Source organism: Raineyella sp. W15-4, from assembly GCF_033170155.1.
Lineage (GTDB): Bacteria > Actinomycetota > Actinomycetes > Propionibacteriales > Propionibacteriaceae > Raineyella.
In genome coordinates this window covers 3,716,922-3,739,650 of the sequence record NZ_CP137079.1, presented here as the reverse complement: position 1 = coordinate 3,739,650, position 22,729 = coordinate 3,716,922, and the positions used below count along the sequence as shown (strand labels likewise).

The following is a 22,729-nucleotide window of genomic DNA, read 5'->3' as shown; positions in this document are numbered from 1 at the left end:
GACCGGATCCGCTCATCCGAGCACCACTCCTCCGAGTCCGCGACGGCGCCCGAGGTAGGCCTCGACCACCGCCGGATCGTGACGCACCGCCTCCGGCGGCCCCTGGGCGATGATCCGGCCGCCGTCCATCACGATGATCCGGTCGGAGACCGCCATCACCAGGTCGAGCTTGTGCTCCACCAGGAGGATGGCCTGTCCCGCAGCCTTGAGCTCGAGCAGCTGCTCGAGCACCTCGGCGGTCTCGGACGGGTTCATCCCCGCCGTCGGCTCGTCGAGGACGAGCAGCTTGGGCTGCAGCGCCAGCGCCCGGGCGATCTCGGTGCGCCGCCGGTTGGCGTAGCTGAGTGAATAGGCCGGGTCGTCACGGCGCGGGCCCAGCCGGTCCTCGAAGCGGTGGATCTCGGTCTCGACGGTGGCGTCGATCTGCCGGCGCTCCCGCCGCGAGGCCGGGGTGCCGATGATCGCGATGAACAGTTCCCCGAGCAGCGCGATCCAGCGCAGCCCGAACAGGTGCGACAGCCGCCGGAACGGGCGGCTGGCGTGCAGTGTCGAGTGGAGCCCCACCTCGACGTTGTCCGCCACCGACAGGGTGGCGAAGACCCGACCGTTCTGGAACGTACGGGCGACGCCGTGCTCGGCGATCCGCGCGGTGTCGGCATGGTCGATGCGGACGCCGTCGAGGGCGATCCGCCCGCCGTGCGGCGGGATGGTGCCGGTCACCAGGTTGAGGGTGGTGGTCTTGCCCGAGCCGTTCGGCCCGATGATCGACACCACCTCCCGGGGCGCCACGGTGAACGAGATCCCGTCCACCGCCTTCAGGCCGTCGAACTGGCGCTCGAGGTCCTCGACCTCCAGCAGGGCGTGGCTTCTCACCGGTGGGTCACTTTCCAGCGGCAGTGTGTCGATCATGAGTTCCTCACCAGGATTCCGCCCGGACGGAACCTCACCACGAGGATCAGCACCAGGCCGTAGACGATGATCCGCAGCTCCGGGGTGAACCGGAGCAACTCCATCGCGCCGATCAGGATGATCGCCCCGACGACGGCGCCGTAGGGCAGGCTGACGCCGCCCATGATGACGATGGTGACGACGAGCAGGGACATCAGCATCGTGAAGATGGTCGGGTCGATGTAGGTGTACTGGTGGGCCAGCAGCGAGCCCCCGACGCCGGCGAAGAACGCCGAGACGGCGAAGGCAAGGGCCTTGTAGTCCCGGACCCGGACGCCGGAGGCCAGCGCCGCCACCTCGTCGGAGCCCACCGAGGAGATCACCTTGCCCAGGTGCGACCCGCGGATCCGCCACATCACCAGCAGCGTCACCACCAGCACCGCGAAGTCGATCAGGTAGTAGGCGCGTGGGGTCGCGAGCAGCGTGTCACCCCACGACGGCATCGGGATGCCGTAGATGCCCTGCGGCACCGCCAGCCGGATGACGGCCACGATGACCGTCCCGACACCGAGGGTGGCGATGGAGATGTAGTGCCCCTTCACACCCCAGATCGGCGAGGCCAGGATCGACGAGATGATCGCTGCGATGAGCCCCGCGATCGGGATGGCGGCCCAGAACGAGATCGGTGAGTGCAGCGTCAGCAGCGCCGACGCGTACGCGCCGATGGCGATCGACCCGGCCTGGCCGAGCGCCATCACCCCCGCCTGTCCCGCGGTGACCGTGAAGCCGGCGGCGATGATGGCGTAGATGAGCACCTGGGTGCCGGTGGTGAGCACGTAGTCCCCGGCCACCAGCGGGATGACGATGCCGCCGACGACGAGGGCGACCGGCCACACCCAGCGGGGGACCTGCAGCGGGCGGCCCTTGCCGAGGAACGTGCCGGTGAGTGGCTCGGTGGAGATCAGCGGCACCTTGCCGAGCAGTCCGCCCGGCCGGACGATGAGCACCAGGATGAGGATGGCGAAGGTGATGATCTCGCGGGCCGAGTCACCGAAGAAGTGGATCCCGAACGCCTCCAGGATGCCCAGGGCGAAGCCACCGACGACCGCGCCGAGCAGCGACCCCAGCCCGCCGAGGGTGGCGGCGACGAACGCGGTCATCCCGGTGTTCAGGCCCGAGGTCGGGTTGGCGACCCCGACGTACAGCGCGATGAAGACGCCGGCCAGGCCGCCCAGCGCGGAGGCGATGACGAACGCCACGTGCTGCACCAGTCCGACCGGGATGCCCATCTGCAGCGCGGCCTCCTGGTCCTGGGCGGTGGCACGGATCGCCTGGCCGATCTTCCCGTACTTGAGGAAGGCGCCGATGGCGACCATCACGACGGCGGTGACGCCCAGCATCACCAGGTCCGAGGTGCCGAACCGCATGTTCCCGATGTGCAGGTTGGAGGTCGGCAGCACCTGGGGGAAGACCCGGAACTCGGCGGTGAAGGCGATCTGCGAGGCGTTGTCGAGGATCTGCGAGACGGCGTACGTGGACAACATCGCCGCCAGCGGCAGGAACTGGGCCAACGGCCGCACCACGGTGAGGTTGATCACCAGTCCCAGCGCCGCGCAGATGACGATCACCAGGGGCAGGGCGAGGCCGAAGGGCAGGCCCAGTTGGGCCACGAAGAACCAGGCCAGCATCGCGCCCAGCCCGAAGAAGGAGAACTGGGCGAAGTTGATGACGTTCATGACGCCGAAGACGAGGGAGATGCCGACCGCTCCGAGGGCGTAGACGTTGCCTCGGAGCAGGCCGGCGATCAGTGTGTCGAGCATGGTGGGCAGACGGACCGATCAGGCGGTCTTGTACTCGACCCACTTACCATCCTTGAGGATGGTCGGAGTGAGCCTGGGGTCCTGTACGCGGCGGGTGGCCGGGTCGAAGGTGATCGAGCCGTAGATGACGCTCGGGACGTCCTTGACCTCCCCGAAGCCCTTGAGGATGCCCTCCCGGGTGGGGCCACCCTGCTTGGCGACCGCCACGGCGACGTTCAGCGCGTCGTACGCGGTGGCCTCGAAGAGGGTGACGTGCTGCTCGTTGGGGTACTTCTGCTTAAAGGCGTCGACGAACGCCTTCACCTTCGGGTCGGTGCTGGTCTCGATGAACTGGGCGGCGATGATCGAGCCGGCGGCGTCCGGCGTACCGTCGAACGACTTCTCGTCCTGGCCGCCGTAGAAGGTGCCCTGGTAGCCGATGGCGCGCAGCTGGGTCACCAGCTTGGCCGCGTCGGGCCCGTAGCCGATGTGGACGAAGGCCTCGGGCTTGCCGGCCACCGCCTTGGTCAGCGAGGGCCGGTAGTCGTCGGAGGTGTCCAGCACGCCCTCAGCGTCGGTGATCGTCAGGCCGACCTTCTCGGCCTCGGCCTTGAAGGCCTGGAAGGCGGGAATGCCCCAGTCGGCGGTGTTGAGGTAGGTGACCCCGACCGACTTGACGCCCTGCTTCTTGAGGTAGTCCGCGGTCCACTGGTAGTTCGCGGTGGTGGTGATCGAGGTCGACCACTGGTACTCGGTGCCCTTCTCGGTGAAGGCCGGGTTGGAGTTGTTGAAGCCGTACTGGACGAGCTTGCCCGAGGTGTAGATCGGCGAGGCGGGGATCGAGGCCGCCGAGGAGTAGTCACCGAAGGCCAGGACCACGTCCTTGTCAGCGACGAACTTCTGCGCGACGGTCACCGACTGCTTGGGATCGGACTGGGAGTCCTCGTACTTGAGGGCCACCGGGCGGCCGTTGATGCCGCCGTTGGCGTTCACCTGCTCGACGGCGAGGTCGAACGCCTCCTTGAACTGCTGTCCGTACTGCGCGTACTGGCCGGTGGTGGCCGAGGAGACGCCGAAATAGACCGGGTCGGTGCCGGAGCCGCCGCCGGCGGTGGCCGAGGAGGAGCAGGCTGCGGTGGCCAGAGTGGCCGCCGTGAGGACGAGCGCGGCGAGTCGCCGCGCGGAAGTGGTGAAGGGCTTCATGGTGGGTTCCTCGAGGTGTCGGGGGGAGGGGTCGTGGTGTCGGGTCAGGTGTGTCGCGGGTCGGGTCGGGTCGTGGTGCGGTGCCGGCATGCGGCGAGGAGCCCGGCGGCACCCGCCGGGGTCAGCCGGCGTCCCGCAACTGCCGCAGGGCGGCGGGGTCGGCCGGGGTCGGGACGGTGCAGCTCGGCGCGAGCAGGAAGGGGCGGTCCGGTGCCGCGGCCAGGGTCGCCGCGAGCTGGGCGGCGACCTCTGCGGGGTCGCCGTCGACGCCGAACAGGTCCTTGTTCGCCCCGCCGACCACCGTGACGCCGAAGGGCGTGTCCAGCTGCGGGTTGCCCGGCAGGAACTGGTCCCAGTGCAGCGCGTCGACGCCGTCGTCGGTGAACCACTCCGGGTGCGAGTCGGCGCCACAGGTGTGCAGGACCACCAGGCCGTCGCCGACGGCGTCGAGCACCTGCCGGTCGTACGGTCGGGAGAACTCCTCGAAGAGCTCCCGAGCGACGAGGTCGCTGTTCGCCGTGCCGGTGACGGCGTAGAAGATGCCGTCGAGCCCGGCGCCTCCCGCGGCGACCGGCGCGACCAGACGCCTGGCGTAGTCGCCGAGGGTCCGGGCGATCGCGGCCAGCGCCCGGTGGGTCGCGGCGGGGTCGCTCGTCAGCAGTTCGTCGGCCGAGAAGGCGACGGTGGCGCCGGGGACGACGTCGCCCGGGTAGAGCGGCAGGCCGGCCAGCTGCAGCAGCACCGACAGCGGGGAGAACACGGTCTGGAGCAGGGCCCGGTCCGGCAACTGCTCGCGGATCAGGGCCGCCGAGGTGAGGTGCTCGGCCAGGACCGGGTTGGTCGCCGGATCGAGCGGGCGGACCGTCGCCAGGTCCGCGACGCCGGCGATCGCCGGTGAGACGAGCCGGGGGATGACGCCCACGTAGTCGTCGGGGTCATAGACCGCGCCCCAGGCCTCCGAGTAGTAGACGGCGCGAGGGTTGATCTTCACCCAGTCCCAGTCCCAGGTCCGGTTGAAATCGACGGTCGCGGTGGCGAACCGGACCGGGTCGTACTCCTCGCCCACGAAGTGCTGCCAGGCACTGGTGAGGAAGCGCCGCGGCGGGTCGCTGTGCTCGGCCGTGTCGTTGTGCTGCTGGGTCGCATCGCCGTGCTGCTGGGTCGCATCGCCGTGCTGCAGAGCCGGGGTACCGCGCAGGAGAACGGCGAACTCGGCGCGCCGGTCGGCGGGAGCCGGACCGGAGCCCGTGGGGGCATCGGGGACAGCCGTGGTCTGCACTGCCATGGTGGAACTCCTGAACTGTGGATGAGGCATGACTACTGGACGAAGAAATAGCTACTGGGTGAGTAGGAATTAACGATCTGGAACGGTCCAGAGGAGGCGATGGGACTATTCGTACGGCGCTGTGGCCAGGCTGTTTCCCGCGTGAAGCACCCTGGACGGGGCGGCGAGCCGCTCCCCGGAGTGGGGCGGGTGGCTCAGGACAGGGAATCGGGTGGCTCAGGCCGGGGACCATGCCCCCGCCCGGACCGGGGCGGCGCGGTCAGCTCACGCTCGGCATGCAGTGCCGACAGCGACAACAGCAGCGGGGCATGGCGGCGGGCACCGTCAGATGGCTCGGACCACTGATGGATCGGCTCATGACAGACCCCTCTCTGTGCCCAGGGCGCCGGGCGGCTCGGGTGGTGCACCACCCGGGAGCACCACGCGGAGAAACATAACACCGGCTTAGCGAACCATTCAAATCGTCTTAACCCTGTTGGCGACTCAGCCCTGGGTGGTGGGCGGAGACGGCGGTCCTCCTCGGCTCCTGACCGGAGCCTCGGTCCCCGCAGGTGGGTTTCGCCCGCGCGCTGTTGTCGGACTACCAGCACAAGTGCGCGGGCGAAACGCGCAGGCGACGTACGTGGACTCCTGTCGGACAGGACACTGCTGTCAGACGGAGATCAGTGCCGACGGGCCACCTCCGCGGTGGTGCGCAACGTCCGTACGGGGCCGAGTGCGGTCGGGGCTGTACCACGTGGCGCGGCCGGTGGCGTCGGTCCGGCGGGCCACAGTTGCGCCAGTCCGTCGCACCGGGCCCGCCGGGCGAGTTCGAGCACGATCATCGCCGCGGTGACCGCGTCGTCCTCGGCGTCGTGATGGCGGAACGGGGGCAGGGACAGGGCCGCGGCGACGGTGTGCAGCTTGTAGTCGGGCAGCGGCCGGTGCAGCCGGGGGAAGGCCCGGCGAGACAGGTCGAGGGTGCAGCAGAACCGGGCGGTCGCCGTCGTGATCCCGCTCTCGGCATTGGCGGCCGCCCAGACCGACCGATCGAACGAGGCGTTGTGGGCCACCGCGACGCGGCCCGCGGTGACTGCCGCCAGCCGGCGTTCGGTCTCCGCCCAGCTGAGTCCGTGGGCGGTACAGTCGGCCGCGGTGATGCCGTGGATGGCGATGTTGCGCCGGTCGAACCGGCCGGCACCTCCGGGCGGCCGGATCAGCCACCCCTCCTGCGAGGTGACGACCCCGCCCTCCACGACCGCCAGACCCACCGCGCAGGCCGAGGCACGCGAGGCATTCGCGGTCTCGAAGTCGATCGCCACGAAATCGAGGCCCATTGTCTTCCCCTCCGAGCGGCGGCATCCCCGGCGACGGCGATCGTCGTGCAGGACGTGCTGCCTTCCCGCAGGACACTAGGAGGGGGCTGTGACATTGCCTCGGAACCAGGCCGGGGCATGCGATGTGATTCCGGGCTCACGCCGCCGGCAGTTGCTCCGGCCGGTCAGCGCAGCGCCCGCCGCATCACCACGCGGGGGAAGCCGCCGGAGACCGAGCCGGTCTCCGCCGCCCAGGTGAACCCCTCGGCCTCGAACAACGCCCGGGTCCCCACGTACGCCATGGTGAGGTCGACCTTCTCGCCGCGGTTGTCCACCGGGTAGCCCTCCACGGCCGGGGCACCGTACGCAGCGGCGTACGCCACCGCGCCGGCCAGCAGGGCGTGCGAGATGCCCCGGCCCCGGCGCCCCGGCCGGACCCGCAGGCACCAGACCGACCACACCGGCAGGTCGTCGACGTGCGGGATCTTGCGCGAGCGTTCGAACGGCAGCTCCGACCGCGGGGCCACCGCCGCCCAGCCGACCACTTCCTCCCCGTCGTACGCCAGCACCCCCGGCGCCACCGGGCGGGTGGTCAGCCGGTGGACGTACGCCCCGCGGTCCGGCCCGACCAGGGAGCGGTTGGTCTTCGCGTCGAGGCGGTGACTGAGGCACCAGCAGACCGAGGAGGTGGGGTTCTTCGGGCCGAGCATCGTGCTGAGGTCGGCGAAGCGGTCCTCGGTCGCCGGATGGATCTCGATGGTCATCGATCACCTGCCTGTCGGTGTGATGTGGTGCTGAGGCACTGTCGGGTGCTCGTGCTGTCGGGTGCTCGTGCTGTCAGTGGTGTCGTGCCGGCCGCAGCGCCGGCGGTGTCGTGCCGCCGGACGGCGACGTGACGCCGCCGACGGGATCGTCTGCCGGACCGGGGCTGGAGATCACCCGCTGTGGGGGATGGCAGGCCGCGGTGCTCTCGCGACACTACTGCCGGGTCGTACGACCCTTGCGCCGGCCGAGACCCGGTCGGGATCCCGACACCGATATTGGAGACATCATGACGCAGTTCTGGCAGTCCTTCTGGCTGATCATCGAGATCTTCCTCTTCTTCACCTACCTGATGATCCTGTTCCACATCGTCGGCGACCTCTTCCGCGATCGGACGCTGAACGGCTGGATCAAGGCGCTGTGGGTCGTCGTCCTGCTGCTGTTCCCGCTGCTGGGTTCGCTCGCCTACCTCATCATCCGGGGCCGCGGCATGGAACAGCGCGGCCGTCAGGCCGCCCAGTCGGCGGAGAAGGACCTGCAGGAGTACATCCGGCAGTCCGCCGGACGCAACCCCGCCCACGAGATCGCCGAGGCGAAGACGCTGCTCGACGCCGGCACCATCACCGAGGCGGAGTTCGCCCAGATCAAGGCCAAGGCCCTCGCCTGAGTCTCGCCTCAGTGCTTCACAGGCATTCCCCGCAGGGCGCCGACCAGCTCCGCCACGAGGTCGGCGCTGGTCCGGGCGTAGCCGCGGCTCGACGGCGCCTGTGCCCTGAGGTGGACCTGGCTGACGCCTGTCGCAGCGACCAGCTGTGCCACGTGGTCGCTGCGTACGCCCCCTCCGGCGAGGATCTCGAGGTCGTGCCCTGCTGCTGACACCAGGGCACGCAACTCGGGCACGTGGTCGTGGGCACGTCCCGGACCGCCGGCGGTCAGCACCCGGCGGATCTTCGCCGCGACCAGGTCCGCCAGGGCGGCGGGCAGATCGGGGCAGTCGTCGAAGGCGCGGTGAAAGGTCACCGGCAGGCCGCCGGCCGCGTCGACCAGCCGGGCCAAGCCCGCACGGTCGACGCGCCGGTCCGGCGTCACCACACCGGTGGTGACGCCGAGCCGCCCGGGATGGCCATCGGCGAGGCGGCGCAGCCAGGCGATGTCGCGGCACATCAGGTCCACCTCGTAGCGGTCGTGCACGAAGTCGCCCGGGCGGGGCCGGACGAGGACCTGGATCGGCAGGCCGGTGTGCTCCAGTGCCTGCTCCACGGTCCCGATGCTGGGCGTCACGCCCCCCGATGCGGCGACCGCGCAGAGCTCCACCCGGCCGGCACCGCCCTGCTCGGCCTGCACCTCGCCACCCGGGTCATCGGCACAGATCTCGACGAGGGTCATCCACCGCGCTCCCATCGTCAGGACCGACGCCGTCCTCGCTGCGCTGCCGCCTCCGGCACGTCGAAGAGCGGCTCGCCGGTCTCCACGTGCTGGCCGAGCAGGTCCGAGACGATGCTGCCCGGAGCCGTGTCGAGCACGCACACCAGCACCGCCGGGGACAGACCCCTGGCCGCCACCTCGGCCGGGTCCCAGCGGATCATCTCCTGACCGGCGACCACCTCGCCCTTGACCGGGCCGACGATCTCGAATCCGGCGCCGTTCAGCTTCACGGTGTCGATGCCGAGGTGGACCAGCAGCCCGGTGCCGTCGGCGGTGGCGATGGCGTAGGCGTGCGGATGGACCTTGGCGATCTTCCCGGAGACCGGCGCCACGGCGACGCCGGGCGTACGGTCCGGGTCGATGAGCACGCCCGAGCCGACCATCTCGGCGGCGAAGACCGGGTCGGGCGCGTCACTCAGCGGGCCCACGGTGCCCGGGACGGGAGTGAGGACCTTCACATCAGGTCCTGGATGTCCTCGGCGATCGTGTCGGCCTGCGGGCCGACCACGACCTGGACCACCCGGCCCTGCTTCACCACGCCCATCGCGCCCGCCTTGCGCAGGGCGGCCTCGTCCACCAGCGACGGATCGTTGACCTCCGTACGGAGCCTGGTGATGCACGCCTCCAGGTCGGCGATGTTGTCCGCGCCGCCGAGGCCGGCGAGGAGCGATTCAGCCTTGCTCATGGCTGTCCCTTTCTGTGTCCCGATCAGCTCTGATCGGGTGGTGCTGTCCGCCGAGCGGGGGGCTCGATGCGTCTTTCCATTGTCTGTCGACACGTGTGTTCCTCGCCGCTTGACAGGAGTGCCGCAGCGGAGAAGACTTCGTGGTACGTACCGGACTGTACCAGACCGGACCGGTGCGGGCCAGAGGCCGGTGAAGCTCTCCTGAGCACAGCGGCCGCGTCCGATCGAGGAGGATCAGGTGAGCCAGACCAAGGTGCTGAAACTCGGTGCTGTCCCGAAGTACGCGCAGCTCGAGACACAGCTCCGGACGTACGTGGCCGACCTCGAGCCCGGGCAGCCGATCGAGTCGGAGCGCTCGCTGATGGAGACGTACGGCGTCAGTCGCGCCACCGTGCGCCGGGCGATCGCGGACCTGGTCAACGACGGGGTGCTGGTCAGCCGGGCAGGGCAGGGCACCTTCGTCGCCGAGCCCAAGGTGCAGACCAACCTCCATCTGGCCTCCTTCACCCAGGACATGACCCAGCGCGGCCGGGTGCCCTCCACCGCGGTGCTGTCCATGCAGCTGACCACCCCGGACGACGACGTCGCCCAGTACTTCGGCTCGACCGTCCCGGCCTGGCGCCTCGACCGGGTCCGCTGCGCCGATGACGAGCCGATGGCGTACGAGGAGACGTGGATCAACCCCCGGTACGCGCCCGACCTGGGCACCAAGGACCCGCGCGGCTCGGTCTACGCCATCCTCGCCGACGACTACGACTGCCCGGTCGATGCGGCCGAACAGACGATGTGGGGCACCAACGCCGACGAACGTCTCGCCGAACTGCTCGACGTGGAGGTCGGCCAGGCCCTGCTGGTCTTCGACCGGGTCTCCTCCAGCCGAGGGCGCCCGATCGAATCAGTGCGGTCCTGGTACCGGGCCGACCGCTACCGGGTGCACATGAGCCTCGACACCTCGATGCAGGCTTGACCGCCCCCACACCCCATCCACGCCGTCCAGCCGACCACTCGGCTTCCCGACCACCTGACCGACCCTGACACCCCGGACATTCCCGGCATTCCTGACATTCCTGCCACCCCGGACAACTACGGGGCCACCACCCCCAAGCACAGCTCCCTCTCCCTCATCACCTCCGGGCCCTGGACACCCCCCACGGCCCACCGGCGGCCGCATCGCGGCCACGAAAGGAACTCTCATGTCCACTGCCACCGACGCCGTTGGCACCGGCAAGAACCGGGCCTGGCTCGCCTGGCTGCAGAAGCTCGGCCGCAGCCTGATGCTGCCGATCGCGGCCCTGCCGGTCGCGGGCCTGATGCTGCGGCTGGGCCAGGACGACCTCCTCGGGCCCAACGGCCTGCACTGGAACGCCGTCGCCTCCGTCATCGGTGCCGCCGGCGGCACCCTGTTCGACAACCTCCCCGTCATCTTCGCCCTCGGCGTGGCGATCGGCATGGCCAAGAAGGCCGACGGCTCCACCGCCCTCGCCGGCCTGGTGGGCTACCTCGTCTTCAAGGCCGTCGGTGACGCGATGTCGCCGCTGATCGGCCTGCCGGTCGGCTCCGACGGTAAGCAGGAGGTGGTCAACTACGGCGTGCTCGGCGGCATCCTGGTCGGCATCATCGCCGCCTACCTGTGGCAGCGGTTCCACCGGGTGAAGCTGCCCCCGTACCTCGCCTTCTTCGGTGGGCGCCGATTCGTGCCGATCATCACCGCCTTCGCCACCCTGGTGCTGGCCGTCCTGATGGCCTTCATCTACCCGGCGTTCAACAGTGGCCTGACCAGCCTGGGCCAGTGGTCCGCGCAGAACTCCGTGGTCGGCGGCTTCGTCTACGGCACCGTCAACCGGCTGCTCATCCCGCTGGGCCTGCACCACATCATCAACACCACGGTGTGGTTCCAGGTCGGTGACTGCCTGAAGAACGGCGCTGCGGCGCACGGCGACCTGACCTGCTTCTTCGCCACCGCGGGTGCCCAGGGCGGCACCTTCATGACCGGCTTCTTCCCGATCATGATGTTCGCCCTGCCCGGCGCGGCGCTGGCCATCTGGCGCAACGCCCGCCCGGAGACCCGCAAGATCACCGGCGGCCTGATGCTGTCGGCGGCCCTGACCGCGTTCCTCACCGGTGTCACCGAGCCGCTGGAGTTCTCCTTCATGTTCGTCGCGTGGCCGCTCTACATCGTGCACGCCGTGCTCACCGGTGCCTCGCTGGCGCTGGTCAACGCCTTGGGCATCCATGACGGCTTCACCTTCTCGGCGGGCCTGTTCGACTACGTCCTCAACTTCGGCATCGCCACCAAGCCGCTGTGGTTGCTCGTCATCGGCGTCGGTTACGGCGTCCTCTACTACTTCCTGTTCGGCTTCATCATCCGGCGGCTGAACCTGAAGACCCCGGGCCGGGAGGATCCCGCCGACGCCGAGGCCGAGGCGGCCGACGTGACGCGCCCCTGACCGACCGTCCGCCGACTGCTCGTCCAGACCGTGTTCGTCCCGACCCGGTGCACCGCGCCGGGTCGGGCGGTCCCGGCCGCGCCGGTCGACGAGGCATCCCCGAGGTCTCGACCCTGGCATCCCCGAGGCCGCCGACATGGCATCCCCGGCGACTGCTCGGGTGGACCTCACCACTGGAACCTCACCAACTGCAACGGAGTGTGACGTGGAAGTCATCATCAAACCCGAGGCGAACGACCTGGCACCGGTGGCCGCCGACATCGTCGAGCGGCTCGTGCTGCGCAAACCGGCCGCCGTGCTGGGGGTCGCCACCGGCTCCAGCCCGGTCGGCCTCTACGCCGAGCTGGGGCGTCGCGTCGCGGCGGGCCGGCTGTCGCTGGCCGGCTGCCGGGCCTTCATGCTCGACGAGTACGTCGGGCTGGCGGCCGACCACCCGCAGCGCTACCGCAACGTGATCGAGCAGGAGCTGGTGGCGCGCACCGACCTGGTCAGCGAACGGGTGCTCGGCCCCGACGGGCTCGCCGACGACATCCCGGCCGCCTGCGCGGCGTATGAGCAGGCGATCAGCGATGCCGGCGGGGTGGACCTGCAGATCCTCGGCGTCGGGTCGGACGGCCACATCGCCTTCAACGAGCCGTCCTCGTCCCTCGGCTCGCGAACCCGGATCAAGACCCTGGCTCGGCAGACCCGGATCGACAATGCGCGGTTCTTCGGTGGCGACGTCGCCCAGGTGCCGACCCACTGCCTCACCCAGGGTGTCGGCACGATCATGGCGGCCCGCCGCGTCGTGCTCCTCGCCGACGGGGAGCACAAGGCCGAGGCGGTCCACCAGTTGGTGGAGGGGCCGGTCTCGGCGATGTGGACGGCGACGGCGCTGCAGTGGCACCCGCAGGCCACGGTGATCGTCGACGAGGCCGCCGCCTCCCGGCTGGCGCTGCACGACTACTACCTCGACGTGTACGCCGAGAAGCCCGGGTGGCAGGAATGACCACGATCTTCCGGGCCGCCCGGGTGCTCACCCCCGAACCGCTCGAGGACGCCTGGGTGCGGGTCGAGGGGGAGCAGATCGCCGAGGTCGGCACCGGGCCGGTGCCGGACGGGGTGGCGCCGGGCGGGCCGGCCGGCGCGACACCGGCCCAACCCGCGGAGACCCGGACGGATGACAGGGCCGAGGTGGTGGACCTGGGCGACCGGCTGCTGGTGCCCGGTTTCGTCGACATCCACGCGCACGGCGGCGGCGGGGCGGCGTACACCGACGGTGCCGAGGCCGCCCGCACGGCGCTGGCCACCCACCTCGCCCACGGCACCACCTCGGCGATGGCCTCCCTGGTCACCGACGCCGTCGACGTGCTGGAGCGGCAGGTGCGGGCGCTCGTGCCACTGGTCCGCGACCGGGAACTTCTCGGTATCCACCTCGAGGGGCCGTGGCTGTCCGAACTGCACTGTGGGGCCCACGACCCCGACCTGCTCCGCGACCCGGTGCGCCACGACGTCGACCAGCTGCTGGCCGCGGGCGAGGGCACCATCCGGATGGTCACCCTGGCCGTCGAGCTGCTGGGTGGCGTGGCGGCCGTACGCCACCTGGTCGAGTCGGGTGTCGTCGTCGCCCCCGGGCACTCCCACGCGACGTACGCTGACGCGAACCTCGCCATCGACGCGGGCGCCCGCGTCGCCACCCACCTGTTCAATGCCGAACGGCCGATCCACCACCGGGAGCCCGGCCTGATCGTCGCGCTGCTGGAACGCCCCGAAGTGGTGGTCGAGATGATCGCCGACGGGGTCCACCTGCACCCCGCGATGGTCGGTGACATCGCCCGGCTCAAGCCCCGGCAGTTCGTCCTGGTCACCGATGCGATGGCCGCCGCCGGCAGCGACGACGGCGACTATGAGCTCGGGCCGCTCAAGGTCGAGGTCCGTGGCGGTGTCGCCCGGCTCGCGGGGGGCGGCGCCATCGCCGGCAGCACCCTCACCCTGGACCGGGCCGTACGCTTCTGCGTCGAGCATGCCGGGATCGACCTGGTCGACGCCGTCCGGGCCGCGACCCTGACCCCCGCCTCGGTCTTCGGGCGGGAGGACATCGGCCGGATCGCCCCCGGAGCGTACGCCGACCTGGTGGTGCTCGGCCCGGACCTGGGTGTCGAGGCCGTGTATCGGTGCGGGCGGCAGGTGCGCTGAGGGCCGGTTGGCGAGCCGGGGCGTGGGTTCGGGCGGCGAGTCGCCGGCGTCTCCGCCGATGCCCTCTCCCGTCCCTCCCGCTTCTCCCGCTTCTCCCGTCCTCTCCGCCGACGCCCTCGTCCGGAAACGTCAGGTCTGTTCTCGAACTGAAGATGCAACCCCCTGGTGACAGCCAGGGCGGGTCAGCTGCCCTCGCTGTCGGGTGAATGCCCTTGTGAAACGCCTGGATGCTTCATGGGACAGCCGGATTCCGGGAGCAGAGTGTCACCCCCCGGGTGAAACGTGTGCTCGAACACTGACTTGTGTCGACGTCCTGGTGTGGTCGACGTCCTGGTGTGGTCGACGTCCTGGTGTGGTCGACGTCCTGGTGTGGTCGACGTCCTGGTGTGGTCGACGTCCTGGTGTGGTGGATGGCTGATCCTGCCGCGCCCCTCGAAGCAGACGGTGCCGACCCGGCCGGCGGGGCGTACGCGGGGAGGTCGGCGGCCATTGGGCGTGGCGGGCCGGCCTGCACCATACTGATGGCCGGGAACGTGACCCTGAGGAGGGCGTCCCGGTGAGAGTGTGAAGCACGGCGGAGGCGGTGCGTGATGTCGGATCTGTCCGAGGCAGTGATCGAGGCGTCGCGGTTCCTCGACCTGACGGGAGTGTTGTCGAACGCGATCCTCGGCGGTGTCGTGGCGCGCAACGAGCGGTTCGACGCCATCGGCTTCGCCACGCTGGCGATCGTGTCCGGGCTGGGGGGCGGGCTGATCCGTGACACCCTGCTGCAGAAGGGCACTCCGATCGCCCTGACTGACCCCGCCTACATCGTCACGGCCCTCGTCGGCGCGGCGATCGCCTTCCTGATCCCGGTCCAGGGACGCAGCTGGAACGTGGTCTTCCCCTGGGTCGATGCCCTCGCGCTGGGCACCTGGGCGGTGGCGGGGGCGACGAAGACGCTGGCCGTCGGTCTCGGCGCGCTGCCGGCGGTGTTGCTCGGCGCGGTGACCGCGGTGGGCGGTGGAGCGGTCCGCGAGATCCTCCTGCGCCAGGTGCCCTCGGTCTTCGGCGGCAACACCTTGTACGCGACACCGGCGTTGCTGGCCAGCGGCCTGCTGGTGCTGCTGGACCGACTCGGGCACCCCACTGTGGGGCTGGCGGTCGGCACGCTGGCCGGCGCCGGCCTGATGCTGCTGTCGCGGTGGCGCCAGTGGCAACTGCCCGAGGCCTATCATCTGGAGCCGATCCGGGTCTGGCGTCGGCGTCCACCGAGCAAGGACCGGCAGGGTCCACCCGACAAGGGCCGGCAGGGGAGAGGGAACCGATGACCGGAACGCGCGAAACGCCCACTGCTCCCGGAGTGGCGACCTCTGCCGGCGCGCCGACCTCTCGCGGCTACCGGGTCGAGCGGATGAGCAGGGCGAGGCTCGCGCTGGCCGCCGGGCAGGAGTCCGCCCGCCACAGACACATCATGTTCGCGCTGATCGAGGCGGACCTGACGGTGCCTCGCCGGCTGATCCGCGCCCACCAGGAGACGACCGGGGAACGGCTGTCGCTGACGGCGTACGTGGTCACCTGTGTAGCGGCGGCGCTGGCCGAGTTCCCGGCGCTCAATGCCTTCCGCCGAGGTCGCTCCCTGGTGTTCCTGGACGAAGTGATCGTCGAGGTGCTGCTGGAACGGACGATCGACGGGCAGCCCGCGGTGGGCTACCTGCCGATCCGGAATGCCGACACCAAGTCCCTGCGGGCGGTGCACGACGAGATCCGGGCCGGTCAGGCATCCCGGCCGGAGACCATCGCCGGGCAGCGGTGGCTGGAGCGGATCCCGACCGGCCTGGCCCGGCCGCTGATGTGGTACATGCGGCGCAGCCCTCGCTGGGCGCTGCGTCTCGGCGTGGCCGGGGTGAACAACCTCGGCATGGGCACCTCGGTCGCCGGCTGGGGGCTCGCCCCCGGCGCGGGGACGCTCGGCGTGACGATCGGCGGCATCACCCCCCGGCCCGGGCTGGTGGCGGACGCCCTGGTGCGGCAGGAGATCGCCCACCTCACCCTGGCGTTCGACCACGACGTGATCGACGGCGCGCCGGCGGCCCGGTTCACCTCCCGTCTGGCCGAACTCCTCGCGGCCGGCGAGGCGATCCGCGACCTGACCGCTGATCCGGAGGCTGCCGGGTCGCCCGGCGCCTGAGCCCCGGCGGCGGTCGGGACACGGTCCTCCCTGGGGCCAGATCAGCAGCGCCCGGGATCCGGCCCGGCGCCGCGAGCCCGTCAGCCCAGCGCCGCCAGGCTCTCCGTCATCGCCGACCGCAGTGCCAGGTCACGCGGGTCGTCCTGTGACCGGCCCATCCGGTTGCACACGTATGCGTAGCCGATCCCGGCATCGGGATCCGCGTAGCCGAACGAGCCGCCGGCGCCGGGAGCGCCGTACGCCCGGGGACCGCCGAAGGCCCAGGCCGGGGCCGGGCGCATGAAGCCCAGCGAGAACCGGATGTCGGCGCCGCCCATGCATTCGTCGCGGAAGCCCCGGGTGGGCGCCACCGGCGGCGCCTCGAGCTCCCGGATGGTCTCCGGCCGCAGCCCGAGCTGCGCGCCGCCGGTCGCCAGCACCCCGTACGCCCGGGCGATCGCCCGGGCGGTGCCCACCCCGCCCCCGGACGGCACCTCCAGGTCCCGCGCGTAGATCCGCTCCGGGTCAATCGCCAGCAGGGTGCCGGGGTTGGTCATCACCGACCGGTAGAGCACCGAGTGCTTGTCGAAGGCCGCCAGCAGCATCCGCCAGGAGAGCTCGGTGAGATTCAGCCACGGCGAGCGGAGCACGAGTGGGGCCAGCCGCTCATCGGCGACATCCGCGGGCAGCCGGATGAAGAAGTCGAGCCCCAGCGGCCCGGCGATCTCCTCGGCGAAGACCCGCCCGAGCGTACGGTGCTGCGGGTCGACCCGGCGGATCAGCTCGCCCTCGTAGAAGCCGAGGCTGATCGCGTGGTAGGCCTGCCGAGTGCCCGGCGGCCACTCCGGCGTCTGCCGGGCCATCACCGCGGCCAGCCGATCGAGGTCGGCGACCACCTCCCGGTCGACCGGCTCGTCGAAGCCGAACAATCCGGCCTGGTGCGCCAGTAGCTGGCGGACGGTCACCCGCTCCTTGCCGTTCGCGGCGAACTCCGGCCAGACGTCCGCCACCCGGGCGTCGTAGTCGAGCCAGCCGCGGGAGTGCGCGAGGGCCATCACCATCGCCGCCATCCCCTTGGTCGCGGAGAACACCAGCGTCATGGTGTCCTCCCGCCAGGGCGCCCCGGTGGCACGGTCGCGGATCCCGCCCCAGAGATCCACCACCGGCTCGCCGCGGTGGTAGATACAGCAGGCTGATCCCAACTCCTTGCGGTGGGTGAAGTTGTCCTCGAACGCGCGGCGCACCGCCTCGAACCCTGGCCGTACGAAGCCTTCGACCCTGCTGGGCCGTTCCTGGACCGTCATGGTTGTCCCCTCGACCGGAACCGCTCCCCTCCCGCGGACCGACCGCTCGCGGGCGGCGGACGTCGGACGGAGCTCTGGGACGAAGCCTACGGGGAGCAGCTCTGCGCCCTGTGACCGGCCCTTCCCCTCGACGCGGGTGACGTGCGGCCGGTGCGCGGCGCTGATCATGCTGCGGCGGGTGGAGCGGGAAGGACCACCGACTCGCCGGCGTTGACACTCCAGGACTCTCCAGCGGTGATCGGAGGCGGGCCATGGACCCCAGCGAGAGGGACCCCAGCGAGAGGGACCCCAGCCGGGAGGAACCCGGCGACCGGGACTCCACCGGCCGCGAAACAGGCGGCCACGGGACGACGGAGCGCGACGCGATGGACGCCTACTCACGGGTCGTCACCGCGGTCGCGGAGCACCTGCTCCCGCGGGTGGCGGCGGTCCGCATCCCTGGGGACCGCGGGGGTGAGGCGGAAGGATCGGCGGTCGTCCTCACCGCGGAGGGACACCTGCTCACCAACGCCCACGTCGTCGGGCGGGCACCCGCCGGAGAGGCGCTCTTCGCCGACGGCAGCACGTCGCATGTCGAGGTCGTCGGCCGCGACCGGTTGGCCGATCTCGCCCTGCTGCGGGCCGAACGCGAACTGTTGGAGCCGCCGGTCTACCGGGACGTCGACGACCTGCGGATCGGCTCCCTGGTGGTGGCGGTGGGCAACCCACTGGGGCTGACCGGCAGTGTCACCGCCGGGGTGGTCAGTGGTCTGGGACGGTCGCTGCCGGTCCGGACCCGCAGCGGGATGCGGCTGATCGAGGACGTCATCCAGACCGACGCCTCGCTCAATCCGGGCAACTCCGGGGGTGCACTCGCCGACTCGGCGGGCCGGGTGATCGGCATCAACACCGCGGTGGCGGGCCTCGGGGTCGGCCTGGCGGTGCCGATCAACACGACGACCCGACGCATCATCGCCGCCCTGATGCACGACGGCCGGGTCCGTCGGGCCTACCTCGGCCTGGTCACCTCGCCGGCCGTCCTGCCGCCGCGGTGGGCGGAGCGCACCGGGCACCGTACGGCACTGCGGGTGATGGAGGTGGTGCCGGACAGCCCGTCCGCGTCCAGCGGCATCCTGCCGTACGACCTGGTGCTGGCGGTGCAGGGCCGACCGCTCGGCGATGCGCAGTCGCTGCAGCGGATGCTGTTCGAGGACGCCATCGGCACGCGCCTCGAGATCACCGTGCTGCGCAGCGGGGCACTGGTCGACACCGTGGTGGTGCCGGCGGAGCTGGCCGATTAGCCGGTGGGGAGCGCGGCGCGGTGCCGGCGGCTCCTCGCAGCTTCCATAGGTTTCTCCTATGCAATGGTGGAGGACAGGTGCTCCAGGGCCACGGCGGCGCGGCCGTGGCGGAGGTCATGTCGGCGGTCATCGTCAAAGGCTCCGCTGCTGGGTTATCGTTCAGAACGGCACCGCCGGGGAGGTGGGGGTTGACCGTGACCCCTGGTGCAGCGTTCCCGGAGGTCCCCGAGTTTCCGACGCCGACGCAGGAGGCGCCATGAAGGTTCTGGTGGCGTACGCGACCCGGCACGGGTCGACCGCCGGGATCGCGTCCCGGATCGCCGAGACGCTCACCGCGGCCGGCCACGAGGCGACCGCCGTGCCGGTCGATCAGGTCACCACCCTCGACGAGTACGAGGCAGTGGTGCTGGGATCGGCCGCCTACATGTACCACTGGCTGAAGCCGGCGGTCCAGTTCGCCCGCCAGCACCACAGTGCGTTGGCGGAGCGGCCGCTGTGGCTTTTCAGTAGCGGTCCCGTCGGGTCGACGACCGTGGATGACCAGGGCCGGATCGTGGATGAGAAGGGACGGGATGTGTTCGAGAGCTCCCGGCCCAAGGATGTCGACGAGCTGGCCACTCTTCTGCACCCGCGGGGCGACCGGGTGTTCTTCGGGGCGTACGATCCGGAGGCCGATCCGGTGGGTTTCGGCGAGCGCATGCTGAAGCTGATTCCAGCTGCCAAGGATTCCCTGCCGGCCGGCGATTTCCGGGATTGGCAGGCGATCGAGGACTGGGCCCGGGAGATCGCCGGATCGTTGACATCGACGGACGAGGACTGAAGCGGCTCCACTTTCCGGGGGCTCGGGGGTGTCGTGCCGTGGGTTCGGAGGCGATCGGCCCGGATCAGCCGCCGAGGGACGACCGGGTCCGCCCCAGCGCGGCGATCCGGGCCAGCTCCTCGTCGAGCCGTCGGCCGATGCCGTCGCAGTCCAGGGCGTCGGCATCGAGGTGGGCGGCCACGCCCAGTCGCCCTGCGTATGAGAAGGCGGCGATACCGAGGCGTACGTTCCCCTGGATCGCGGAGACCGGCCAGGCCCGCTCCAGCGGGGCGCCGGCGAGCCGCAACGGGCGCTCCGGGCCGCGGACGTTGGTGACGAAGAGCGCAACGAGGCGCTGGTGGCGGGCGATGGCCGCGAACGCCCGCGCCCCCCACCGGCTCCGGGTGATCTCCAGCGTGCCCCGGGCGCGGGCCTCGCCCTTGCCGGCCCGGGTCAGCCGCGAGATGGCGCCGATCCGGGCGACGACGTCGGCCTCCGCGGTGGGCAGCGACACCAGCATGACGCCGACGGCGTTGCCGGAGGTCCCCCGGTCGGGCAGCGCGACCGGGACGCTGACCGGCAGCGTGGGCGGGACGGACTCCCCGGCGGTACGGAGGGTGGTGGCGGTGGCCGCGACGACCGCGGCCAGCAGGGCGTCGTTCACGGTGCCCCCGGCGATCTTCGCGCCGGCGGCCAGCTCGGCCAGGTCGACCTCGGCGAAGGCCACCCCGCGGTGCGGACCGATCGGGCCGAGCAGGATCGTCCGGGGGACGGGGGCCCGGAAGAGCGCCGTGAGCCGGGTCATGCTGCCGGCGAGCGACCTCCACAGCGGGCGGCGGTCGGCCCGCCGGGCCGAGCGGTGGGCGTGAAGCGGCGGCTGCGCCGGTCCCGCCTGTCCCGCCGGTCCGGGCACGGTCGCCGGCGCGGGAAGGAATGCCGGATCGTCCGCGCCCGGGGCGTCGAACAGGTCCCGGATCAGCCGGGCCCCCGCCACCCCGTCGGCCACCGCGTGGTGGATCCGTACGATGATCCCCGGCCCGTGCGGCGCCGCTCCCGGCACGATGAGCAGCTCCCACAACGGGCGGTCCGGGACCAGGGGAGTGGTCATCAGGCCGGCGCACACCGCGGCGAGGCCGTCCCGGCCGGCGACCGGCTCGACGAGGCGCACGTGCCAGGACAGCTCCGGAGCGCAGTCCTGCCACACCAGCCGCCGGCCGTCCCGGGCGATCCGCTGGGAGAACCGCCGCAGTCCGACATCGGTGGTGTCCTGGATCCGGCCCGCGACCACGGTGCGGAGGAGGTCCGGGTCGGCGGTGCCGTCGGGGCCGACGAAGCCTCCCGGTCCCAGTAGGCCGGCCAGCAGGAAGCCGTTCACCTGGTCGGGGGCGTCCATCACCACGTTGGACGCATCGGCGGCACTGAGCCGCTCCGGTGACGATGTCATCCCGGTGTGGTCAACGTCCGGCGCGGTCGTCGGCGGTGCGGTCGTCGGCGGTGCGGTCGACGTCGGTGAGGTCGTCGGCGGTGATCCCGTCGGGGTGACCACGCGGCCATTCCACCAACTCGATCCGGTAGCCGTCCGGGTCCGCGATCCAGGCCGTCCGCGGACCGCCCGGGCGCCCGGGGCGTTCCGGCACGCTCGGTGGCAGCCCCGCGATGGTCAATGCCGCGACCGACGCTTCGAGGTCATGGACCTGGACGACCAGGTGATGGAAACCGGTGCCGAGCTCCACGGGACCGTCGGCGGGCCGGTACACCAACTCCAGACTCCCCAGCTCCTCGCCGGGGAACGCGAGCACGACCAGCACGGAACCGTCAACAAGATCCCCACGCCCCAGCTCGCGATAGCCGAGCGCCCGGTAGAAGTCGAGTGACGTGTCGAGGTCGGTGACGCGGTAGGCGGTGTGCAGTGTCTTCATCCGGTGTCCCTCGTCCCTTCCCGTGGTCGTTTCCCGGATCGCTGTCTCCGTCCATAGTCGCAAGGGTGAGGGCGGGCCTCAACAGGGGGTGCCCCGCGTGCCCCGCCCCCGTCCCCACGTAATCTGGGCGGGTGGCCGCCGTCCTCGTCGCAGCCTCCCGCCGCCGGCGGCCGTGGCTGTTCCTCCTCCTCGTCATGGTGCTGGTCCTCCCCTTCTGGTGGGCGACCGTCGCCACCGGCGGCCGGGCGCTGGTCCTCGGCCTGCCCGCCGCCGTGCTGGGGATCGTCATCCCGGCGGCCGTCGCCAGCGTCCTGGCCTGGCGCGAGGAGGGGCGGACCGGACTGCGTACGGTCTGGTCCGGACTGGTCGACATCGCGCGGGTGCGGCCGCGGTGGTGGTGGGCGGTCGGGCTGGGCGCCGCCCCCGTCGCCTCGGCGCTGGGCTGGCTGATCGGCCCCCGTCCCGGTGGCACCCCGGCCTTTCCCTGGTACCTGACACCACTCCTCTTCGTCGTGTTCTTCCTCGGCGCCATCCCCGAGGAGGTCGGCTGGACCGGCTACCTGACCGCCCGGCTCACCGCCGACCACGGCGTGCTCGGCGCCGGACTGATCATCGGTACGGCGTGGCAACTGTGGCACTCGGTGCCCTACCTCGCCCAGGGGCACACCTGGTCCTGGGTCGCCGGCCAGTTCCTGGTCAGCGTCCTGGCCCGGATCCTGATGGTGCTGCTCTACCGGCACAGCGGCGGCGGCCTGGCGCCGGCCTGCGCCGTCCACGCCATGCTCAACACCGTGCAGATCTACCCCGACGGTTTCGCCGGCTTCGATCCGTGGCCGTCGGTGCCCGGCATGCTGCTCGCGTTGCTCGGCGCCGCCTGGCTGGCCCGCCGGACCGCCCGCTTCTGATCCGGCTTCCGGGCCCTCCGCGACCGCTGACCCCTCGCGGTCTGCAGCAGCTGCAGCGCTCTCGGATTGGCGACGCGCCTCCCGTCAGATGCTGCGCTTCTGGTCAGATGCCGCGCGTCGGCGGGCCGTGGCTGTCCGGAACCGCGGGGCCTGCGAGAGGGTATCCGGCGTCGTACGTCCGGACGTACGCCACGTACTCCTCCCCGAACCGGACGCCTGTCGCGGCGACCACCCACACCACGGAGGCGTATGCCACCGGGCCGCCGGACCCGAGCAGCAGGGCTTGGCCGAGCAGCAGGGCCACCACTCGGAGGTAAAGGACCACCACTCCGAGGTAGAAGGGGCCCTGGAATCATCCGTACGCCCCGGACCGGGTCGATGTCCGGGAGTCATAGGTTTGTCCTATGGA

General features: G+C 71.2%; 23 protein-coding genes. 10 read left to right on the top strand and 13 right to left on the bottom strand.

The window, feature by feature from the left end; genetic code table 11:
* Positions 1 to 12: 12 nt before the first annotated feature.
* From R0145_RS17280 to R0145_RS17255, 6 genes are all read right to left on the bottom strand, one after another.
* Complete coding sequence (locus tag R0145_RS17280) at positions 13 to 909, bottom strand: ABC transporter ATP-binding protein (protein ID WP_317838186.1); 897 nt, start codon at positions 907 to 909, stop codon at positions 13 to 15.
* Positions 906 to 2,708 (bottom strand): ABC transporter permease, encoded by a 1,803-nt coding sequence (locus R0145_RS17275; protein ID WP_317838185.1) that lies wholly within the window; start codon positions 2,706 to 2,708, stop codon positions 906 to 908. The genes R0145_RS17280 and R0145_RS17275 overlap by 4 nt, the downstream gene beginning before the upstream one ends.
* An 18-nt stretch (positions 2,709 to 2,726) precedes the next feature.
* Positions 2,727 to 3,890 carry an ABC transporter substrate-binding protein gene (locus R0145_RS17270; RefSeq protein WP_317838184.1) on the bottom strand — a complete coding sequence of 388 codons (1,164 nt, stop codon included), beginning with the start codon at positions 3,888 to 3,890 and terminating at the stop codon, positions 2,727 to 2,729.
* A gap of 121 nt (positions 3,891 to 4,011) precedes the next feature.
* Positions 4,012 to 5,175 (bottom strand): uroporphyrinogen decarboxylase family protein, encoded by a 1,164-nt coding sequence (locus tag R0145_RS17265; protein ID WP_317838183.1) that lies wholly within the window; start codon positions 5,173 to 5,175, stop codon positions 4,012 to 4,014.
* A gap of 662 nt (positions 5,176 to 5,837) precedes the next feature.
* Positions 5,838 to 6,491, bottom strand: coding sequence for an exonuclease domain-containing protein (locus R0145_RS17260; RefSeq protein WP_317838182.1), 654 nt, complete (start codon positions 6,489 to 6,491; stop codon positions 5,838 to 5,840).
* A 164-nt stretch (positions 6,492 to 6,655) separates the two neighbouring features.
* Complete coding sequence (locus R0145_RS17255) at positions 6,656 to 7,234, bottom strand: GNAT family N-acetyltransferase (RefSeq protein WP_317838181.1); 579 nt, start codon at positions 7,232 to 7,234, stop codon at positions 6,656 to 6,658.
* 287 nt (positions 7,235 to 7,521) lie between these two features.
* Here R0145_RS17255 and R0145_RS17250 point away from each other — a divergent pair, with 287 nt between their 5' ends.
* The gene (locus R0145_RS17250; RefSeq protein ID WP_317838180.1) at positions 7,522 to 7,899 is read left to right on the top strand and encodes an SHOCT domain-containing protein; all 378 of its coding nucleotides are present in this window, start codon (positions 7,522 to 7,524) and stop codon (positions 7,897 to 7,899) included.
* An 8-nt stretch (positions 7,900 to 7,907) separates the two neighbouring features.
* Here the strand turns inward: R0145_RS17250 and R0145_RS17245 are convergent, their stop codons facing one another.
* Genes R0145_RS17245 through R0145_RS17235 form a run of 3 tightly spaced genes read right to left on the bottom strand, consistent with a single transcriptional unit; the run spans position 7,908 to position 9,366 of the window.
* Positions 7,908 to 8,618 (bottom strand): copper homeostasis protein CutC, encoded by a 711-nt coding sequence (locus R0145_RS17245; protein ID WP_317838179.1) that lies wholly within the window; start codon positions 8,616 to 8,618, stop codon positions 7,908 to 7,910.
* A 17-nt stretch (positions 8,619 to 8,635) separates the two neighbouring features.
* On the bottom strand, positions 8,636 to 9,115 hold the full coding sequence (locus tag R0145_RS17240) for a PTS glucose transporter subunit IIA (RefSeq protein WP_317838178.1): 480 nt from the start codon (positions 9,113 to 9,115) through the stop codon (positions 8,636 to 8,638).
* A complete protein-coding gene (locus R0145_RS17235; RefSeq protein WP_317840270.1) occupies positions 9,112 to 9,366 on the bottom strand; it encodes a glucose PTS transporter subunit EIIB in 255 nt (84 codons plus the stop codon). The genes R0145_RS17240 and R0145_RS17235 overlap by 4 nt, the downstream gene beginning before the upstream one ends.
* A 214-nt stretch (positions 9,367 to 9,580) precedes the next feature.
* On the opposite strand from R0145_RS17235, the gene R0145_RS17230 reads away from it, so the two are divergent.
* The 6 genes from R0145_RS17230 (at position 9,581) to R0145_RS17205 (ending at position 16,134) form a co-directional block, all read left to right on the top strand.
* A complete protein-coding gene (locus R0145_RS17230; protein WP_317838177.1) occupies positions 9,581 to 10,309 on the top strand; it encodes a GntR family transcriptional regulator in 729 nt (242 codons plus the stop codon).
* A 226-nt stretch (positions 10,310 to 10,535) separates the two neighbouring features.
* The gene (locus R0145_RS17225) at positions 10,536 to 11,789 is read left to right on the top strand and encodes a PTS transporter subunit EIIC (RefSeq protein ID WP_317838176.1); all 1,254 of its coding nucleotides are present in this window, start codon (positions 10,536 to 10,538) and stop codon (positions 11,787 to 11,789) included.
* Between the two features lie 205 nt (positions 11,790 to 11,994).
* Entirely contained in the window at positions 11,995 to 12,777 is a 783-nt protein-coding gene (gene nagB, locus R0145_RS17220; protein WP_317838175.1) for a glucosamine-6-phosphate deaminase, read from the top strand.
* Positions 12,774 to 13,964: an N-acetylglucosamine-6-phosphate deacetylase gene (gene nagA, locus R0145_RS17215; RefSeq protein WP_317838174.1), complete on the top strand. Its 1,191-nt coding sequence runs from the start codon at positions 12,774 to 12,776 to the stop codon at positions 13,962 to 13,964. Before nagB ends, nagA begins: the two co-directional genes overlap by 4 nt.
* 590 nt (positions 13,965 to 14,554) lie before the next feature.
* On the top strand, positions 14,555 to 15,274 hold the full coding sequence (locus R0145_RS17210) for a trimeric intracellular cation channel family protein (RefSeq protein ID WP_317838173.1): 720 nt from the start codon (positions 14,555 to 14,557) through the stop codon (positions 15,272 to 15,274).
* On the top strand, positions 15,271 to 16,134 hold the full coding sequence (locus tag R0145_RS17205; RefSeq protein ID WP_317838172.1) for a 2-oxo acid dehydrogenase subunit E2: 864 nt from the start codon (positions 15,271 to 15,273) through the stop codon (positions 16,132 to 16,134). Before R0145_RS17210 ends, R0145_RS17205 begins: the two co-directional genes overlap by 4 nt.
* 80 nt (positions 16,135 to 16,214) lie before the next feature.
* Here the strand turns inward: R0145_RS17205 and R0145_RS17200 are convergent, their stop codons facing one another.
* Complete coding sequence (locus R0145_RS17200; RefSeq protein ID WP_317838171.1) at positions 16,215 to 17,417, bottom strand: serine hydrolase domain-containing protein; 1,203 nt, start codon at positions 17,415 to 17,417, stop codon at positions 16,215 to 16,217.
* 365 nt (positions 17,418 to 17,782) lie between these two features.
* Between R0145_RS17200 and R0145_RS17195 the strand changes: the two genes are divergently transcribed.
* The gene (locus R0145_RS17195) at positions 17,783 to 18,697 is read left to right on the top strand and encodes a S1C family serine protease (RefSeq protein WP_317838170.1); all 915 of its coding nucleotides are present in this window, start codon (positions 17,783 to 17,785) and stop codon (positions 18,695 to 18,697) included.
* Between the two features lie 256 nt (positions 18,698 to 18,953).
* Entirely contained in the window at positions 18,954 to 19,517 is a 564-nt protein-coding gene (locus R0145_RS17190) for a flavodoxin domain-containing protein (protein ID WP_317838169.1), read from the top strand.
* Between the two features lie 64 nt (positions 19,518 to 19,581).
* Here the strand turns inward: R0145_RS17190 and R0145_RS17185 are convergent, their stop codons facing one another.
* Both R0145_RS17185 and R0145_RS17180 read right to left on the bottom strand, forming a co-directional pair.
* On the bottom strand, positions 19,582 to 20,940 hold the full coding sequence (locus tag R0145_RS17185; RefSeq protein ID WP_317838168.1) for a wax ester/triacylglycerol synthase domain-containing protein: 1,359 nt from the start codon (positions 20,938 to 20,940) through the stop codon (positions 19,582 to 19,584).
* 10 nt (positions 20,941 to 20,950) lie between these two features.
* Positions 20,951 to 21,415, bottom strand: coding sequence for a VOC family protein (locus tag R0145_RS17180; protein ID WP_317838167.1), 465 nt, complete (start codon positions 21,413 to 21,415; stop codon positions 20,951 to 20,953).
* 131 nt (positions 21,416 to 21,546) lie between these two features.
* Between R0145_RS17180 and R0145_RS17175 the strand changes: the two genes are divergently transcribed.
* Positions 21,547 to 22,320, top strand: a complete 774-nt coding sequence (locus R0145_RS17175; RefSeq protein WP_317838166.1) for a CPBP family intramembrane glutamic endopeptidase — start codon at positions 21,547 to 21,549, stop codon at positions 22,318 to 22,320.
* A 103-nt stretch (positions 22,321 to 22,423) separates the two neighbouring features.
* On the opposite strand, the gene R0145_RS17170 is transcribed toward R0145_RS17175, so the two are convergent.
* Positions 22,424 to 22,645: a hypothetical protein gene (locus R0145_RS17170; protein ID WP_317838165.1), complete on the bottom strand. Its 222-nt coding sequence runs from the start codon at positions 22,643 to 22,645 to the stop codon at positions 22,424 to 22,426.
* Between the last annotated feature and the right edge of the window lie 84 nt (positions 22,646 to 22,729).

Bases quoted from the DNA above. Each gene is read 5' to 3' on its own strand.
- R0145_RS17280 (WP_317838186.1), bottom strand. From the start codon at position 909: ATGATCGACACACTGCCGCTGGAAAGTGACCCACCGGTGAGAAGCCAC.
- R0145_RS17275 (WP_317838185.1), bottom strand. From the start codon at position 2,708: ATGCTCGACACACTGATCGCCGGCCTGCTCCGAGGCAACGTCTACGCC.
- R0145_RS17270 (WP_317838184.1), bottom strand. From the start codon at position 3,890: ATGAAGCCCTTCACCACTTCCGCGCGGCGACTCGCCGCGCTCGTCCTC.
- R0145_RS17265 (WP_317838183.1), bottom strand. From the start codon at position 5,175: ATGGCAGTGCAGACCACGGCTGTCCCCGATGCCCCCACGGGCTCCGGT.
- R0145_RS17260 (WP_317838182.1), bottom strand. From the start codon at position 6,491: ATGGGCCTCGATTTCGTGGCGATCGACTTCGAGACCGCGAATGCCTCG.
- R0145_RS17255 (WP_317838181.1), bottom strand. From the start codon at position 7,234: ATGACCATCGAGATCCATCCGGCGACCGAGGACCGCTTCGCCGACCTC.
- R0145_RS17250 (WP_317838180.1), top strand. From the start codon at position 7,522: ATGACGCAGTTCTGGCAGTCCTTCTGGCTGATCATCGAGATCTTCCTC.
- R0145_RS17245 (WP_317838179.1), bottom strand. From the start codon at position 8,618: ATGACCCTCGTCGAGATCTGTGCCGATGACCCGGGTGGCGAGGTGCAG.
- R0145_RS17225 (WP_317838176.1), top strand. From the start codon at position 10,536: ATGTCCACTGCCACCGACGCCGTTGGCACCGGCAAGAACCGGGCCTGG.
- nagA (WP_317838174.1), top strand. From the start codon at position 12,774: ATGACCACGATCTTCCGGGCCGCCCGGGTGCTCACCCCCGAACCGCTC.
- R0145_RS17210 (WP_317838173.1), top strand. From the start codon at position 14,555: ATGTCGGATCTGTCCGAGGCAGTGATCGAGGCGTCGCGGTTCCTCGAC.
- R0145_RS17205 (WP_317838172.1), top strand. From the start codon at position 15,271: ATGACCGGAACGCGCGAAACGCCCACTGCTCCCGGAGTGGCGACCTCT.
- R0145_RS17200 (WP_317838171.1), bottom strand. From the start codon at position 17,417: ATGACGGTCCAGGAACGGCCCAGCAGGGTCGAAGGCTTCGTACGGCCA.
- R0145_RS17195 (WP_317838170.1), top strand. From the start codon at position 17,783: ATGGACGCCTACTCACGGGTCGTCACCGCGGTCGCGGAGCACCTGCTC.
- R0145_RS17190 (WP_317838169.1), top strand. From the start codon at position 18,954: ATGAAGGTTCTGGTGGCGTACGCGACCCGGCACGGGTCGACCGCCGGG.
- R0145_RS17185 (WP_317838168.1), bottom strand. From the start codon at position 20,940: ATGACATCGTCACCGGAGCGGCTCAGTGCCGCCGATGCGTCCAACGTG.
- R0145_RS17180 (WP_317838167.1), bottom strand. From the start codon at position 21,415: ATGAAGACACTGCACACCGCCTACCGCGTCACCGACCTCGACACGTCA.